The 14,105-nt window shown below is 40.8% G+C and carries 13 protein-coding genes; 10 read left to right on the top strand and 3 right to left on the bottom strand.

Annotation, left to right across the window (positions count from 1 at the left end; translation table 11 throughout):
• Positions 1 to 3 precede the first annotated feature (3 nt).
• The 6 genes from H5114_RS00660 (at position 4) to H5114_RS00635 (ending at position 4,509) form a co-directional block, all read left to right on the top strand.
• On the top strand, positions 4 to 1,197 hold the full coding sequence (locus H5114_RS00660) for a chemotaxis response regulator protein-glutamate methylesterase (protein ID WP_124016943.1): 1,194 nt from the start codon (positions 4 to 6) through the stop codon (positions 1,195 to 1,197).
• Positions 1,190 to 1,642, top strand: coding sequence for a membrane anchored protein in chemotaxis locus (locus H5114_RS00655; protein ID WP_310736137.1), 453 nt, complete (start codon positions 1,190 to 1,192; stop codon positions 1,640 to 1,642). Before H5114_RS00660 ends, H5114_RS00655 begins: the two co-directional genes overlap by 8 nt.
• Before the next feature lie 46 nt (positions 1,643 to 1,688).
• Positions 1,689 to 2,483: a ParA family protein gene (locus H5114_RS00650; protein WP_124016944.1), complete on the top strand. Its 795-nt coding sequence runs from the start codon at positions 1,689 to 1,691 to the stop codon at positions 2,481 to 2,483.
• The gene (locus tag H5114_RS00645) at positions 2,467 to 3,525 is read left to right on the top strand and encodes a chemotaxis protein CheW (RefSeq protein ID WP_124016945.1); all 1,059 of its coding nucleotides are present in this window, start codon (positions 2,467 to 2,469) and stop codon (positions 3,523 to 3,525) included. Before H5114_RS00650 ends, H5114_RS00645 begins: the two co-directional genes overlap by 17 nt.
• 2 nt (positions 3,526 to 3,527) lie before the next feature.
• Positions 3,528 to 4,022: a chemotaxis protein CheW gene (locus H5114_RS00640; RefSeq protein WP_124016946.1), complete on the top strand. Its 495-nt coding sequence runs from the start codon at positions 3,528 to 3,530 to the stop codon at positions 4,020 to 4,022.
• A gap of 88 nt (positions 4,023 to 4,110) precedes the next feature.
• Entirely contained in the window at positions 4,111 to 4,509 is a 399-nt protein-coding gene (locus tag H5114_RS00635) for a DUF2802 domain-containing protein (protein WP_124016947.1), read from the top strand.
• A gap of 95 nt (positions 4,510 to 4,604) precedes the next feature.
• On the opposite strand, the gene H5114_RS00630 is transcribed toward H5114_RS00635, so the two are convergent.
• Both H5114_RS00630 and H5114_RS00625 read right to left on the bottom strand, forming a co-directional pair.
• Positions 4,605 to 5,981, bottom strand: coding sequence for an RsmB/NOP family class I SAM-dependent RNA methyltransferase (locus tag H5114_RS00630; protein ID WP_182721938.1), 1,377 nt, complete (start codon positions 5,979 to 5,981; stop codon positions 4,605 to 4,607).
• Between the two features lie 169 nt (positions 5,982 to 6,150).
• Positions 6,151 to 6,822: a DUF2461 domain-containing protein gene (locus H5114_RS00625; protein ID WP_182721937.1), complete on the bottom strand. Its 672-nt coding sequence runs from the start codon at positions 6,820 to 6,822 to the stop codon at positions 6,151 to 6,153.
• 466 nt (positions 6,823 to 7,288) lie between these two features.
• Between H5114_RS00625 and H5114_RS00620 the strand changes: the two genes are divergently transcribed.
• The 4 genes from H5114_RS00620 to H5114_RS00605 all read left to right on the top strand — a co-directional run bounded on the left by H5114_RS00620 (position 7,289) and on the right by H5114_RS00605 (position 11,736).
• A complete protein-coding gene (locus H5114_RS00620) occupies positions 7,289 to 7,720 on the top strand; it encodes a RimK/LysX family protein (RefSeq protein ID WP_124016950.1) in 432 nt (143 codons plus the stop codon).
• A 3-nt stretch (positions 7,721 to 7,723) separates the two neighbouring features.
• Positions 7,724 to 8,629 carry a 30S ribosomal protein S6--L-glutamate ligase gene (rimK, locus tag H5114_RS00615; RefSeq protein ID WP_124016951.1) on the top strand — a complete coding sequence of 302 codons (906 nt, stop codon included), beginning with the start codon at positions 7,724 to 7,726 and terminating at the stop codon, positions 8,627 to 8,629.
• Complete coding sequence (locus H5114_RS00610) at positions 8,629 to 9,645, top strand: succinylglutamate desuccinylase/aspartoacylase family protein (protein WP_124016952.1); 1,017 nt, start codon at positions 8,629 to 8,631, stop codon at positions 9,643 to 9,645. Before rimK ends, H5114_RS00610 begins: the two co-directional genes overlap by 1 nt.
• Positions 9,646 to 10,152: 507 nt before the next feature.
• Positions 10,153 to 11,736, top strand: a complete 1,584-nt coding sequence (locus H5114_RS00605; RefSeq protein WP_182721936.1) for a PAS domain-containing methyl-accepting chemotaxis protein — start codon at positions 10,153 to 10,155, stop codon at positions 11,734 to 11,736.
• Between the two features lie 196 nt (positions 11,737 to 11,932).
• Here the strand turns inward: H5114_RS00605 and H5114_RS00600 are convergent, their stop codons facing one another.
• The gene (locus H5114_RS00600) at positions 11,933 to 13,969 is read right to left on the bottom strand and encodes a methyl-accepting chemotaxis protein (RefSeq protein WP_259395200.1); all 2,037 of its coding nucleotides are present in this window, start codon (positions 13,967 to 13,969) and stop codon (positions 11,933 to 11,935) included.
• Positions 13,970 to 14,105: the final 136 nt, after the last annotated feature.

Genomic DNA, 14,105 nt, shown 5'->3' with positions numbered 1-14,105 from the left:
TCAATGGCCATAAAAGTATTAGTTGTAGATGATTCTAGCTTTTTTCGACGTCGAGTCAGTGAGATTGTTAATAAAGATCCTGATCTCGAAGTCGTTGCTGTTGCTGTTAACGGTAAAGAAGCTGTTGAAATGGCTGCAAAGTTAAAGCCTCAAGTCATTACCATGGACATTGAAATGCCAGTAATGGATGGTATTACTGCTGTGCGTGAAATCATGGCTACTAACCCCACTCCAATTTTAATGTTTTCATCATTAACTCATGATGGTGCCAAAGCGACACTTGATGCGTTAGAAGCCGGCGCATTAGATTTTTTACCAAAACGCTTTGAAGATATTGCGACCAATAAAGACGATGCAATACTGTTACTGCAGCAGCGAATTAAAGCTTTGGGGCGACGCAGAGTATATCGCCCAAGTTCAGCATCAAGTTCATTATCGACTTCATCATCACCTGAACCTCGTAAAACATCGGTTTCCGCTTCGGATACCTATTCATCTCGTCGTCCATTTAGCAGCGGTTTAACTCCAACGCCTGCAGCAACCCACTCTAGTGCATCTCCCGATCGCCATACTCCCAATAACACGAGTTCATCAATATCGTCTATTCGGGCTAGTGGTAAACAATACAAAGTATTACTTATCGGGACTTCAACTGGTGGACCAGTGGCTTTGCAGAAAGTATTAACCGCTTTTCCTGCGAATTATCCTCATCCAATTGTATTGATCCAGCACATGCCTGCAGCATTTACTCCTGCATTTGCAGCACGTTTAAATACATTGTGTAAAATTGATGTAAAAGAGGCTGAAAATGGGGATGTTATGCGCCCTGGATGCGCTTATTTAGCGCCCGGTGGTATGCAGCTTATGGTTGAGCGAAATGGTATTACAGGCAGACTTAAAGTTGTTCCTGGTACCCCTGAAATGAATTATAAGCCAAGTGTAGATATTACTTTTGCGTCTGCATCTAAAGCTTTTGGTGGAGATGTTTTGGCTGTAGTGTTGACTGGGATGGGGGCCGACGGTAGAGAAGGGGCTAGAATGTTAAAGTCTGTTGGTGCAACCATTTGGGCACAAGATGAAGCGAGTTGTGTTGTCTATGGTATGCCACAAGCTGTAGCATCTGCTGGTATCTCGACTCACTCTATTTCGTTGGATAATATTGCTGAAGCTATTTTAAAAGAGTCTAGTCGTGGCTAAGTCGAGTTATTCCTCACAGACTAAGCACATGCTGGGTTTTTTTCTGTGTTTTATTGCCATCTTAGTACTAGCGGGTTTGTATGTTGATGCGAATAAAAAGATAACACTATTAAAGCAAGATGTGGCTCGTTTAACCGACTCTCAAGTACTTTTGATGGTTCCTGAGGAGCAAGCTGCTAATATTGCTAATTGGTTAACTCAGCATCCTGAACAAACTCAAGCAATTGTTGCGTCCGCAGGACAAGAGCAAGCTAAAAGTGTCTTGTTTGGACCTGGCGCTTTAGATGATGATCAGCCCACTAAACTTAAGCATCCCGAAGTTGTTAGTGAAGGCAATAATCAAGAAATCATAGTGTCAGAAGATGCTCAAGGGGTTAAGGTGATCCGTTTACCTAACGGCGGGATCCGTGTAACAACCCGTGATGATACACAACACAAGCAGTAGTCAATATTCCATAACAGCATCATTATAATGAGTTGAGAGGCTTTTTTTGAAAGTATGGACGGTAGCGAATCAAAAAGGTGGTGTCGGTAAAACAACCACAGTAGCCAGTTTAGCCGGAGCATTGGTTAAGCGTGGTCAACGAGTGCTGATGATTGATACTGATCCTCATGCTTCATTGGGTTATTACTTAGGTATTGATTCAGATGAAGTGCCATGTTCGCTTTATGATGTCTTTTTGAATCACCAGACACTGACTCAAGAGTTTATATTACAAAATGTCATCCCTACTCAAATAGAGGGACTGGATATTATTGCTGCTAATATGGCGTTAGCAACACTGGATAGATCCTTAGGTCATCAGGAAGGTATGGGCTTGGTGTTGCGCAATTTATTGGCGCTACTTGAAGATAAATATGATGTGGCTATCATTGACTGCCCACCTGTTTTAGGGGTGCTAATGGTCAATGCATTAGCTGCAAGTCATCACATTATTATACCGGTTCAGACTGAGTTTTTAGCCATAAAAGGCCTTGAACGTATGGTGAAAACCATGGAAATCATGGGGCGTTCTAAGAAAACACGATACAGTTTCACAGTATTACCGACTATGTATGACAAGCGAACTAAAGCCTCACCTATCGCACTACAATTTTTGCAGGATAAATATGGTTCATCACTTTGGCCAAGTGATGTGATTCCTGTGGATACTAAATTTAGAGATGCAAGCTTGGCTCATTTACCAGCATCACATTATTCAGCCAGTAGCCGAGGTGTAAAAGCTTACAATCGTCTGCTGGATTTTTTATTTTCTCAGGAGTTTAACCATGTCAAAATCGGTTGATGAAACTGTTTTTGATTATTTCAGTCTTTTACTACAGGAATCGTCAGAGTCGATTCCTGTGAATCCTGCTAATAATATTACTACTAAATCGCTAAATATTATCGAGGACAAGCTGGCTGATACCACCACAATAGCCGCATCTTCATCAGCTCATTATTCACCACCAACTTTGTCTAAGATTTCATCTGTTGTTGCGAGCCAGTGGGATTATGCCCAGCCGACAACCAGTGTAGATAAACTGGCGCTTGAAAAATTATTATCAGCAGTATCTACACCTAGTGCTGAAACAGATTTATCGCAACAGATCAAAAATAGCGCTGAACGTGTTCGTCAGGCAATTAGTGATATTGAGCCTAAAGCAGTCGTTAATAATACAAAAACACAAGAAATAGAGCTAACGGATAAAGAAATCAAGCCGTTAGTCGATATAAATAATAACGAAAGTTCACATGCTGTTATAAAAGACGCTATTATTAAGCATGAAGAGTTGGTGATGAATTCGGCGGAGCAAGTGCAAACGCCACCACAAACTCAGGTTGGGCATCAACCACCGAGTATCACCCATGATTTACAAGAAGTACTTGATGATGAGTTTCAGGTGCTATTCTTTAATGTTGCAGGGTTAACGTTAGCGGTACCACTAGTGAGCTTGGGGGGGATTATTAAAATTGACAAGATAAACCATCTTATTGGTAGGCCCTCTTGGTTTAAAGGGGTGCAAACCCACCGAGATACTAAAATTAATGTGGTTGATACATGTGCATGGGTAATGCCTGAAAAATATTCTCCAGCATTAGCACAAACGGTAAATTATCAATATCTTGTTATGCTAGAAGATAGTCAGTGGGGACTAACGTGCGAATCGTTAGTTAACGCCGTTAAAATAGATAAATCCCACGTCAATTGGCGTGAAAAACCGGGTAAGCGTCCTTGGCTTGCTGGAGTAGTAAAACAACAAATGTGTGGCATTTTACATGTTCAAGCATTAATCAAAATGCTTGATGCAGGTTTAGGTTGTCAGGATTCGATTGACCGAGGTTAACTATGAGCGATTCTAGAAGTGTAGCAGCGGTTGCTGCAAGTAAAGACGATGCAGTATTACAATGGGTAACATTTAAATTAGATAATGAAACCTATGGTATTAACGTAATGCAAGTTCAGGAAGTATTACGTTATACCGAAATAGCTCCTGTGCCAGGTGCTCCTGATTATGTGTTAGGGATTATTAACCTTCGCGGAAACGTAGTTACCGTTATCGATACTCGTTCACGTTTTGGCTTACAATCAGCAGAATTAGACGACTCGACTCGTATCGTGATTATTGAGGCAGAAAAACAAGTTATTGGTATCTTAGTTGATAGCGTGGCTGAAGTCGTATACTTGCGCCGTTCTGAAATCGATAACGCTCCTAATGTCGGCACGGAAGAAAGTGCTAAATTTATTCAAGGGGTGAGTAATCGCGACAACGAGTTATTAATCTTGGTTGATTTAGATAAACTATTATCTGACGATGAGTGGGTTGAATTAACTCAAATCTAGTCGTGTTGTAACCGAAAAGCCAACCGAATCACTGTTGGCTTTTTTGTTTGGCTTAGTGCTTTTGAGTAATAGCAACATAGGTATGTTAATGGGTGATGAATTTCTAATTGCAGCTTTAGTGTGTGCGATTGCATGTCTTGTTTTAGTACTTTACTTGCAAAAACAGTCGAGTAAATTAAAAACTAAAGTGGATGCCCTGACTGTGTTGGTTAAAGAAAGCGACCGTCAGCGTGAAGCTGTTAAGCGTGAATTACACGAATTACGCAGTGGTACTATTGGTGTTGGTAGGCGAGTTGTCGAACTAGAGAAAAAACTGTCTAAACAGTCTGATATGCTTGAAGAAGCTAGCCAGCAAGACCCACAAGCTAAATTATACTCGCGTGCGCTTAAAATGGTCGGTCTTGGGGCTGGTATTGAAGAGTTAATGCAAGAGTGTGAATTGCCAAAAGCTGAAGCGGAATTAATACTGCGGCTGCACAGAAAATAGCTCAATAGTGTTTGTCTGTGAACCATAATATAAAAGCCATCGAAAGATGGCTTTTTAGTGGAGCATTATTTGGCATTAGTGTTTGAGTCAGTGTGCTATTTACGACGCATCTTAGCAACAAACATCCCATCACTATCGGCTTGTTGAGGCCAAATCGTTAACATATCAAATTGCTCACCAGTAAAAGGATGTATGACTGGTTCAAGTTCAAACTCAGACGTTGCTGATAAAAAGTCTTTCACAATCTGTTCATTTTCACTTGGTGATAAAGAGCAGGTGGCATAAACCAATTTACCGCCCGATTTTACTGCAGCAGCGCTTCGACGTAAAATTGCTAATTGAAGTATAGGCTTGTCTGTAATCGCGCTAGCATCATCAAGCCAGCGCATATCAGGATTTCGACGCCAAGTGCCAGTGCAGCTGCAGGGTGCATCAACTAATACACCGTCAAAAGCATTAGCATCGACAGGCAATACCTCTCCTTTCCATGGCGCGACACTGATATGCTCAAAACCCGCACGTTTAGCTCTTTTACGCAGTTCTTCTAAAGGTTTATGGCGAATATCTGATGCCGTAATGCTACCGCTGAATTTTGTGCTTTGCTGTGACATTAATGAATGCAATTGCAGGGATTTACCGCCAGCACCACTGCACGCATCCCACCATTTTTCATGATTGTTTGGCTGGCAAATTTGGCCAATAACTTGTGAGGCTAAATCCTGAATTTCAAGATGACCTTGTTTATAAACCTCTATCTCATTTAGATTAATACTTTTATGCCCTAGACTAATGGCATCGGCAAAGTAGCCGCTAGTTTTAGCTTCAACACCCGCTTGTTTAAGTGACGTAATTAATTTGGCCGTTGATAATGTTTGTGCCCGAGCCCAAATGGGGGGGCGAGTCGTCATTGCGTTAACAAGCGCATATTGCTCTGTGCTATCTACTGGACAAAGTTGCCAAAACCATTGGGGTAATAACTGAGTGATTTGACAACTTTCTATCGCGCTTAAAGCAATATAAGCGGCTAATTTATCTTTTAATGTGGCTTGATTATCTAGGGTAGTTTGATCTGCGCGGGTTTGAGGCCAATCAGCAAAATCATTCCAAGCACCAGTGACATCATGCCATGGGTGTTGTTCTAACATTGCACAAGCGCTTAATTGTTGGAACCATGTACTGTGTTTTTGACTGGTCTCTAACTGGCTTAACCAACCCCACCAGCGAAATAAACCAAACAAACTTTCACGGATCACTCGTCTATCTTTAGAGCCATGTTTTTTATGCTCGCGAAAATATTGGCCAATGATTCTATCGGCTGGCATGCCGGTGTTCATCACTTGATTGAAGAGTGTTTCAATCGTTGTCGAGTAACTTAAGGCACGTTTTTGTGCTGGCGTGATCGCAGCGATTTCGGACGCAGATGTCTCAATTGATGGTGTTGTGTTAGACATGGCGGAAATATTATGGCTCATGAATTGACCTGGTAATAGGTGCAGCAACTAACAGAGTGCTGCACCGGAAACTATTTTTTGCTAGTTTAACACGGCTTATCTAAATAATGAGCTAAAACTATAACTGTGTAAAAATGAGTTAATATTTTCAACAACACCATGATTAACGTGTCGTTATGGTGCTTAAAGACTAAAAATCAAGCTCTAGGGCAAAACATAAGTAAGCCATTAATGCGCGAGTATGCTGATATTCTTGCGCACAAAACTCGACAAAATCAGCCTGGCATACTTGCTCAGGACTAATGGATTTTATGGCGATAAAGTCTTTACGCTTTAGCTCGTCAATCATGGGATGATGTTTATCAAATCCGCGTGGCGGTCTGGATAAGCTATCGCCTGTTAATTCAAATCCAGCCAGCCTCAATTGCGCTAATGCTTTTTGGTATGCATTAGGGTTTTCATCAATACAATGGCGAATTGCATTGAGCGTTTTTGATTCAGGATGCCAAATTCCAGCCGCAATAAAGCATTCATCATTGGCAATATGGACATAAAATCCAGGCGCATGCACATCTTTTGCTTGAAAGTGTCTAAACTGGATACCCACATTGGTTTTATAAGGCGTTTTATTTTTACTAAAGCGACTGTCGCGTTGTGGGCGCATTAGGCTACCCCCGACTTTTTTAGCCACAGCAACAAATCGTGGTGATAAGCCTAAAATGGGTCCTTGCATGGCTTCTATAAATCGTAATGCAGGGCTTCTAACCTGATCTTCGTATTGTTGCTGGTTGGCTTTAAACCATTCTCTATCATTATTGGCTGCTAGAGTGTTTAAAAAATCGAAACTAAGTTGACTGAGCATGACGATACCTTTTTACAATAGCGATGCAGATTATAATGTTATAATTTTACTAGTATGTTAAACAATGTCTGTAGTAAGTGACATGGCTAGGATTTATTTAAACTATTAAGATTGAATACCTTATGTTGACATCTCTATATTAACGCGGTGTTTTTTTGTGTTTTATCTAGAGTAAACATAATATTTTGATGCTTTTTAAATTACCGTATATCCATTGTAACTTACTGACATAGAAATTTTTTTTCTTTATTCTATGAATGTTAATTTGATATAAATAAAGTGTTGGTGTTAAAATCGCTTCAAAGGCTGGTTTATTGATGTAAACCTTGTGATTCATCTTTAATCAACAACATATATTGGTTGGCTAGTGCAAGACGTTAAACCGATTTTGCTATCTATTCAAACACTAATTCATTTAAAGATTACACTTTGGAATGAATAATTCCTCTACAAGAAAGGATTGACCATGACTGAACATTCCCTCGGTATTGTGGGTTGGCGTGAGTGGGGCACTTTTCCTGATATTGGCAACGAAAGAGTCAAAATCAAAGTGGATACTGGCGCAAAAACATCTTGTTTGCATGCGTTCAAAATAAAACCGTTTCAAAAAAACAACCAAAAATGGGTTCGAGTCTGGCTGCATCCTGACCAGGATTCTGACAGAGAAGTCGTGTGTGAGTTTCAAGTATTTGATCGCCGAGATGTCAGTGATTCCGGCGGCCATGTAACCAAACGTTACGTGATAAAAACCCCCATTCTTATCGGTACACAACTTTTTGACATCGAACTGACATTGACCAATAGAGATCACATGAAATTTAGGATGTTATTAGGTCGTCGCGCGTTAGAAGGGCGTTTTTTGGTTAATTCAGCAGAATCATTTTTAGCAGGAGAATAACAAATGCATATTGCAATAATGTCGAGAAATAAGAATTTATACTCGACCAGTCGCTTAAGAGAAGCTGCTGAAGCTCGCGGTCATACCATCAAAATTGTCGATCCATTAAAGTGTTACATGAACATCAACATGAATGCACCTAGTATTCATGTCCGCGGTGAAGAGCTGCCAAAATTCGATGCCGTTATTCCGCGAATTGGTGCGTCAGTGACCTTTTATGGCACCGCGGTATTACGCCAGTTCGAAATGATGGGCACTCATCCATTAAACGAGTCTGTCGCCATTACACGTTCTCGGGACAAATTACGTTCATTGCAACTGTTATCTCGCAAGAATATTGGTTTGCCCGTGACCGGTTTTGCCAGTAAGCCTGCTGATATTCCCGATTTGTTGGACATGGTCGGTGGTGCTCCTTGTGTGATTAAGTTACTTGAAGGCACTCAAGGTATTGGTGTGGTATTAGCTGAAACCCGTAAAGCCGCCGAATCGGTTATTGAAGCCTTCATGGGGTTAAAAGCCAACATCATGGTGCAAGAGTATATTGCTGAGGCTGGTGGCGCTGATATTCGTTGTTTCGTGATTGGTGACAAAGTGATTGCGGCGATGAAACGCCAAGCATTACCAGGTGAGTTTCGTTCTAATTTACACCGTGGTGGTTCTGCCAGCATTGTTAAACTCACTCCAGAAGAACGTTCAACGGCATTACGTGCAGCTAAAACGATGGGGCTAAACGTTGCGGGTGTAGATATTTTACGTTCTAAGCACGGTCCATTAGTGATGGAAGTTAACTCATCTCCGGGCCTTGAAGGCATCGAAAAAGCCACTGGTATTGATGTTGCGGAAAAGATCATTCAGTTTATTGAAAAAAATGTTAAATCTACTAGCTCGAAAACGAAAGGAGTTGGTTAATGGCAAGAAAGCACGAACCGTTTGTTATCGGTGATGTTAGCGTACCGGCAGGCACTCAACAAAGTGTTAAATTGCCCGCAGCAAAACTGTATAACGATACACCGATGGATCTGCACGTTGAAGTGTTTCATGGCACTAAAGCGGGACCTGTTTTATTGGTTTGCGCAGCGATCCACGGTGATGAGTTGAATGGCATTGAAATATGTCGACGCTTGCTCGGTCGTGTGAATGCTAAAACCTTAACCGGGACCTTACTCATTGTCCCTATCGTTAACGTATTTGGTTTTATTCAACAATCTCGCTATTTACCCGATCGTCGTGACTTAAATCGTTGTTTTCCGGGCTCAGCTAAAGGTGCGCTTGCCAGCCGTTTAGCGCATTTATTTAGCAGTATTTTAGTTAAACGTGCAACCCATATTATTGATTTACATACTGGCGCAATTCATCGCGATAACTTACCGCAGATCCGCTGTGATACCGACGATACAATGATGCTCGATATGGCTAATGCTTTTGGCGCACCAGTCATAATGTCTTCTAAAGCACGTGAAGGTTCAATGCGCGGTTATGCTAACAGCCTTAATATTCCTTGTATTTTATATGAGGCTGGTGAAGCACTGCGCTTTAGCGATATGTCGATTAAGTCTGGCGTAAATGGCGTTATCAATGTGATGCGTTGTTTAGGTATGACCAAAGGTAAAATTAACACTAAAACCACCAGTGTTAATGCAAGTCGCAGTTACTGGGTACGCAGTGAATCTGATGGGCTGGTAAATATTAAATTTAAACTGGGTGAGCGAGTATCTAAAGGCCAAGTGTTAGCCAATATTGTAAACCCTCTGGGCGGCGAGCCGATACCATTAAAGGCCCCAACAGATGGGATTATTATTGGCAACAGCAATATTCCGGTCACCAATGAAGGTGAGGGCTTGTTTCACATTGCACAATTTAGTGGTGATGAAATAGAAGTTATTAACGATAATCTTGATGATTTTATGCAAGAGTACGCTGAATAACGTTCTTGAATAGAAACCCTTTGAGAGTTTAATTGGATTGTTAATCAAGCTGTATAAAGCGATTATTAGCACTATGTTATTAGATAACTTAACCCTTGGTGATGACGAAGCTCGGGTTAAGTTTATAGATAGAGATGTGTTTTAAACTCGCAACAGGATGATTAACCTAATGTTGGATTTACTGTTTTAGGCTAAGTATCCTGAATTCAGCTCATTTTCAACTCGCTTCACGATAAGCCAATCAAGGTTAAGTTTAAAACGACGAGAGTAATGCTTGGTAATAAATCGACCAAAATTATTTTACAGATAGTTAATTAATTAATTGACAATTTTCAGATACATACCAAACTTATAATGACTTATCAAAATAAGTTTATATCTCGTTAAGTACAGTGATGTTATCAATCAACAAGCTCATTAAACGAAATTGTTATCTTTGCACCTTTGGTGTCAAAGATAATCTTAATGGATGCTTATTTTCCATACATTTAAAAGGATTTAGTGTCCATGCGCAATAACCAACCCGTTACTCTAAAGCAATATTACTTCGACGATGAAGTTCGTTTAATTTCAGGAACTGATCTACGCGGCCACATCACTTATTGTAATGATGCCTTTGTTGAAGTCAGCGGCTTTGAAAAAAGCGAGTTAGTCGGAAAACCCCATAATCTCGTGCGCCATCCCGATATGCCAAGTGAAGTGTTCAAAGAGATGTGGGCCTGTATTTCAGCTGGTAAAGTATGGATGGGGTTGGTTAAGAATCGTCGAAAAAATGGCGATTACTATTGGGTTAGCGCATTTGTCACCCCAGTGTTTGAAAATAATAAAGTAGCAGGATATGAGTCCGTCAGGATAACGGCATTACCTGCAGAAATTGCTCGAGCAGAGGCTGCTTATGCCAGGATTAAGGCCAATAAGTCCCCAAGGCCACTGCATGCTAAAATAACACATCGAGTACTTAAGTTGTTACCCGTTTGGTTACCTATGTTTGTTTTGTCAATGGTACTCTTTGAGTTCTGGGGGCTGATCCCTGGCTTGATAAGTTTAATCACACTCACTCTATCAGCTGCATGGTTAGGCTATAAACAACAGCAAGACTGGCTAGAAGTCGTCACACTCAATCCTAATTCGTTTACCGATCGCACTGTCGCAGAAACCTACTTTGCTGATTTTGGCGCCAAAGCACAGGCTAAATTAGCTCTTGGTTGTGAAATTGCTCGATGTCGTACCGCTATGACAAGGATCGAGGATGCAGCAGGATCTTTAGATGGTATTGTTGAGCATACCCAAGTTGAAGCAGAGTCAACCGCTAAAGCTGTTGGTCTTCAAAGCGCATCAATACAACAAATTGCTTCAGCCATTACAGAGATGTCTACAGCGATACAAGAGGTCTCTGCTAATGTCGAGCGTAATGCTGATAGTGCTAAAGATGCATTAGACAATGTGAGTGCAGGGGCTCTACTTGCAAATCAAGCCAAACAGTCTATTGATGAATTAAATCTCTCGGTTGCTGATATTGCGACTACCGTTCGCGAGTTATCGGAATCCACCAATGAGATTGGTCAAGCCGCCAGTATTATTTCCAGTATTGCCGATCAAACTAATCTACTTGCGTTAAATGCGGCCATTGAGGCAGCAAGGGCAGGTGAGCAAGGGCGAGGATTTAGTGTTGTTGCTGATGAGGTCCGCTCTCTGGCATTTAAAACTCGCGAATCAACCGATAAAATTCACAGTATTGTCAGTGTATTAACCAAACGTGCCAGTAACGCTGTCCAAGTGTCACTTAGGGGCGAGCAAGCGGCGAGTAAAGGTGTTCAAATTGTCGATGAAACTCGTAATGCATTAGCGTCGATTAATCAATCAGTCGAGCAAATTACCCAACTTACCTTGGATATGTCAGCCGCTGTAGAAGAGCAAGGCGCTGTCGCAGAACACATTAACCAACAGATTATTGATATTGCTGATTCAGCAGAGATAACTAAAATATCATCAGAAAAATCCTTACATAATAGTAGTGAGTTAGGTGAATCCGTAATGATGGTTAGATCAATTATCAGACGTTTTGCGGTTGGGGCCATAGGCAAGAAATAAATTAAACAGCAGATGTCAAAAAGGCCAGAAATTTGAACGTTTCTGGCCTTTTTATTCGCTTAATCATGATGGTATAAAACGTTCCACTGCACTGATACATGAAGTCAGTGGATCAGCTCATGGATCTAGCTGATAGTTTATTGAGTTATTGATACCGCCCCTCTGGCTTTTCCTCAGGTTTTTATTCGCTTAATGGTTATAGTTTAAAGCGTTCTACTGAGGTCGTCAGTGAATGAGCTAATTGGTTTAGTTGCTGGCTTCTTTCTGTCATTGATGCCGATTCTTGGGCATTTTGTTGCGCTGAGTCTGCAGTCTGAGTCATTGTTTGTTCTATTTGTTGACTGTAATTAACCTGTTCATTGGCCGCGTGAGTAATATTTTGGCTCATGCCACTAATGGTATTTAATGCGGTTTCTATATTTTCAATCGCATCATGTAAAGATTGGCTTTGTTCTACACATTCACTGGCTTGGTTTTGTCCTTGGGTGATCGCCTTAACGGCGTTTGTGGTTTCTTGCTGCAATGCATCTATCATGGTTTGAATTTCGGCTGTTGATAATTGAGTTCTAGAGGCTAATGAACGTACCTCGTCAGCAACGACAGCAAAGCCACGACCATGCTCACCCGCTCTGGCTGCTTCAATGGCTGCATTCAACGCAAGTAAATTGGTTTGGTCTGCAATAGCACTAATCGTTGTTAAAATCCCGCCAATATTGTTGCTATGCTGACTAAGCGTTGTCATGATCTTAACTGAGTCGTGCAAGCTACTTGATAAGGTCTCAATACGGATACGGTTATCATCGGCAATGGTTTTTATTTGTCCTCCTTGGACAGAGGCGGATTTGATATATTGTTCTGATTCAGAAGCTTGTTGATTAACCTGAGTTGAACTGTGATGTATTTGTTCGGCAAGCTGTTTGGCTTGGCTAATATTATCAATCTGTTGTGAAGCTGAATGAGATATTTTTTCGCTTTGTACTTGTGAGCGAATAGCAGATTCATCTAATTGATGGGCATCACTATTAATCGCTTGTAATAACTGGGTCAAATCATCAGATAACTTATTAGTGTTGTCTATCAATTCGCCAAATTCATCATTATTTCGTTTGCTTAATCGTTGCGATAAATCGCCACCCGCAATTCGCGATAATGCGATGTTTATTGCTTGTAGAGGGCCCAACATGGCTTTTGAGGTAAAGTAATAAATAAATATCGCCATCGATACAAATATCACTGCCATTGAAATGGCTAATGTTTGTGCTGTCGTCACTTCATCAACGGCCACCATCTGCAATAGGTGGAACCTTTCGTTAGCGAGTGTGACTAATTGATCTAACTGCTGATTAGTCGTATCAAAAAAGGTGTTAGCTTGCAGGTGACTTTGTTCTGCCAAGAGTTGCTTATTGATGACATTTTGTTGCGCGATGTACAAGTTACCAGGCTCATCTGTAAATTGTTTAATTGCTTGCAAGTGAGTGTTAAATTCTGCAAATAGCGCCGTAGCACCTAAGGGTTCAGCTTGTTGAGTTAAGTAGCTGCCATTAACGCTAATATTACCTAATAACATGGCAACATCTTGTTTGTGGATGTCTACGGCATCGGTAGAGGTTAATCGACCGAGTTCTGTCATGGTATTACCCAGAGTAAATAGCATGTCATCGATACGTACTCCACCACCAACCACTTCTTCTAATAATGAGGCCTCATTTTCTGGCGCTTCAATAAGCTCTAAATCAATCATGTTATTACTGGCGCTGATGCGCGCATCGTCGAACTGTTGTTTTAAAGTGGTGAAAGTGGCGCGGGTTTGCTCTATTTCGAGTTTTGCGTTGAACATAGTGCGAGATTGCTTAATGTACTGCTCATAAGCATTTTTGGCTTTGGTTAACGCCTGTTGCATCGTCGGCTGATCGGCGACTTTAACTAATAGTGTGCTTAATACGCTATCGAATTCTTGCTGTAATTGATTAAATTGTGTAAAGCTAAGATTAATATTGTCATTACCTGTTTGTGAATAAGCTAGGCTATCTATTTTTGCCATTTTTAATAAGGTAATTTGCAACCCGTTCGATTGATTTTGTACCGGGACGGCTAAGGTTTCAATATTATTATTTGCTGTTTGAATTTGATTTAGGGAACCATAGAAAAAACTACTTCCAACAAGCAGTAATAAGCCTATTGAGGAAAAACCTAGCGCTATTTTTTGTTTAATAGTGAATTCGAACATGGCCATTTGGTCTCTCTTATTGTTATTTACCTGACGTCATTCATACTATATTTATATGTGCTATTGCTTGTTTATTGTCTGATTAAGACTGACTCTAGACTAGAACGTTGTAAAAAAAATGTAAATGCACTTGTGCAAAAAA

The organism is Shewanella sp. SR43-8 (assembly GCF_014163775.1).
Lineage (GTDB): Bacteria > Pseudomonadota > Gammaproteobacteria > Enterobacterales > Shewanellaceae > Shewanella > Shewanella vesiculosa.
This window is presented reverse-complemented; position numbering and strand designations above follow the sequence as displayed.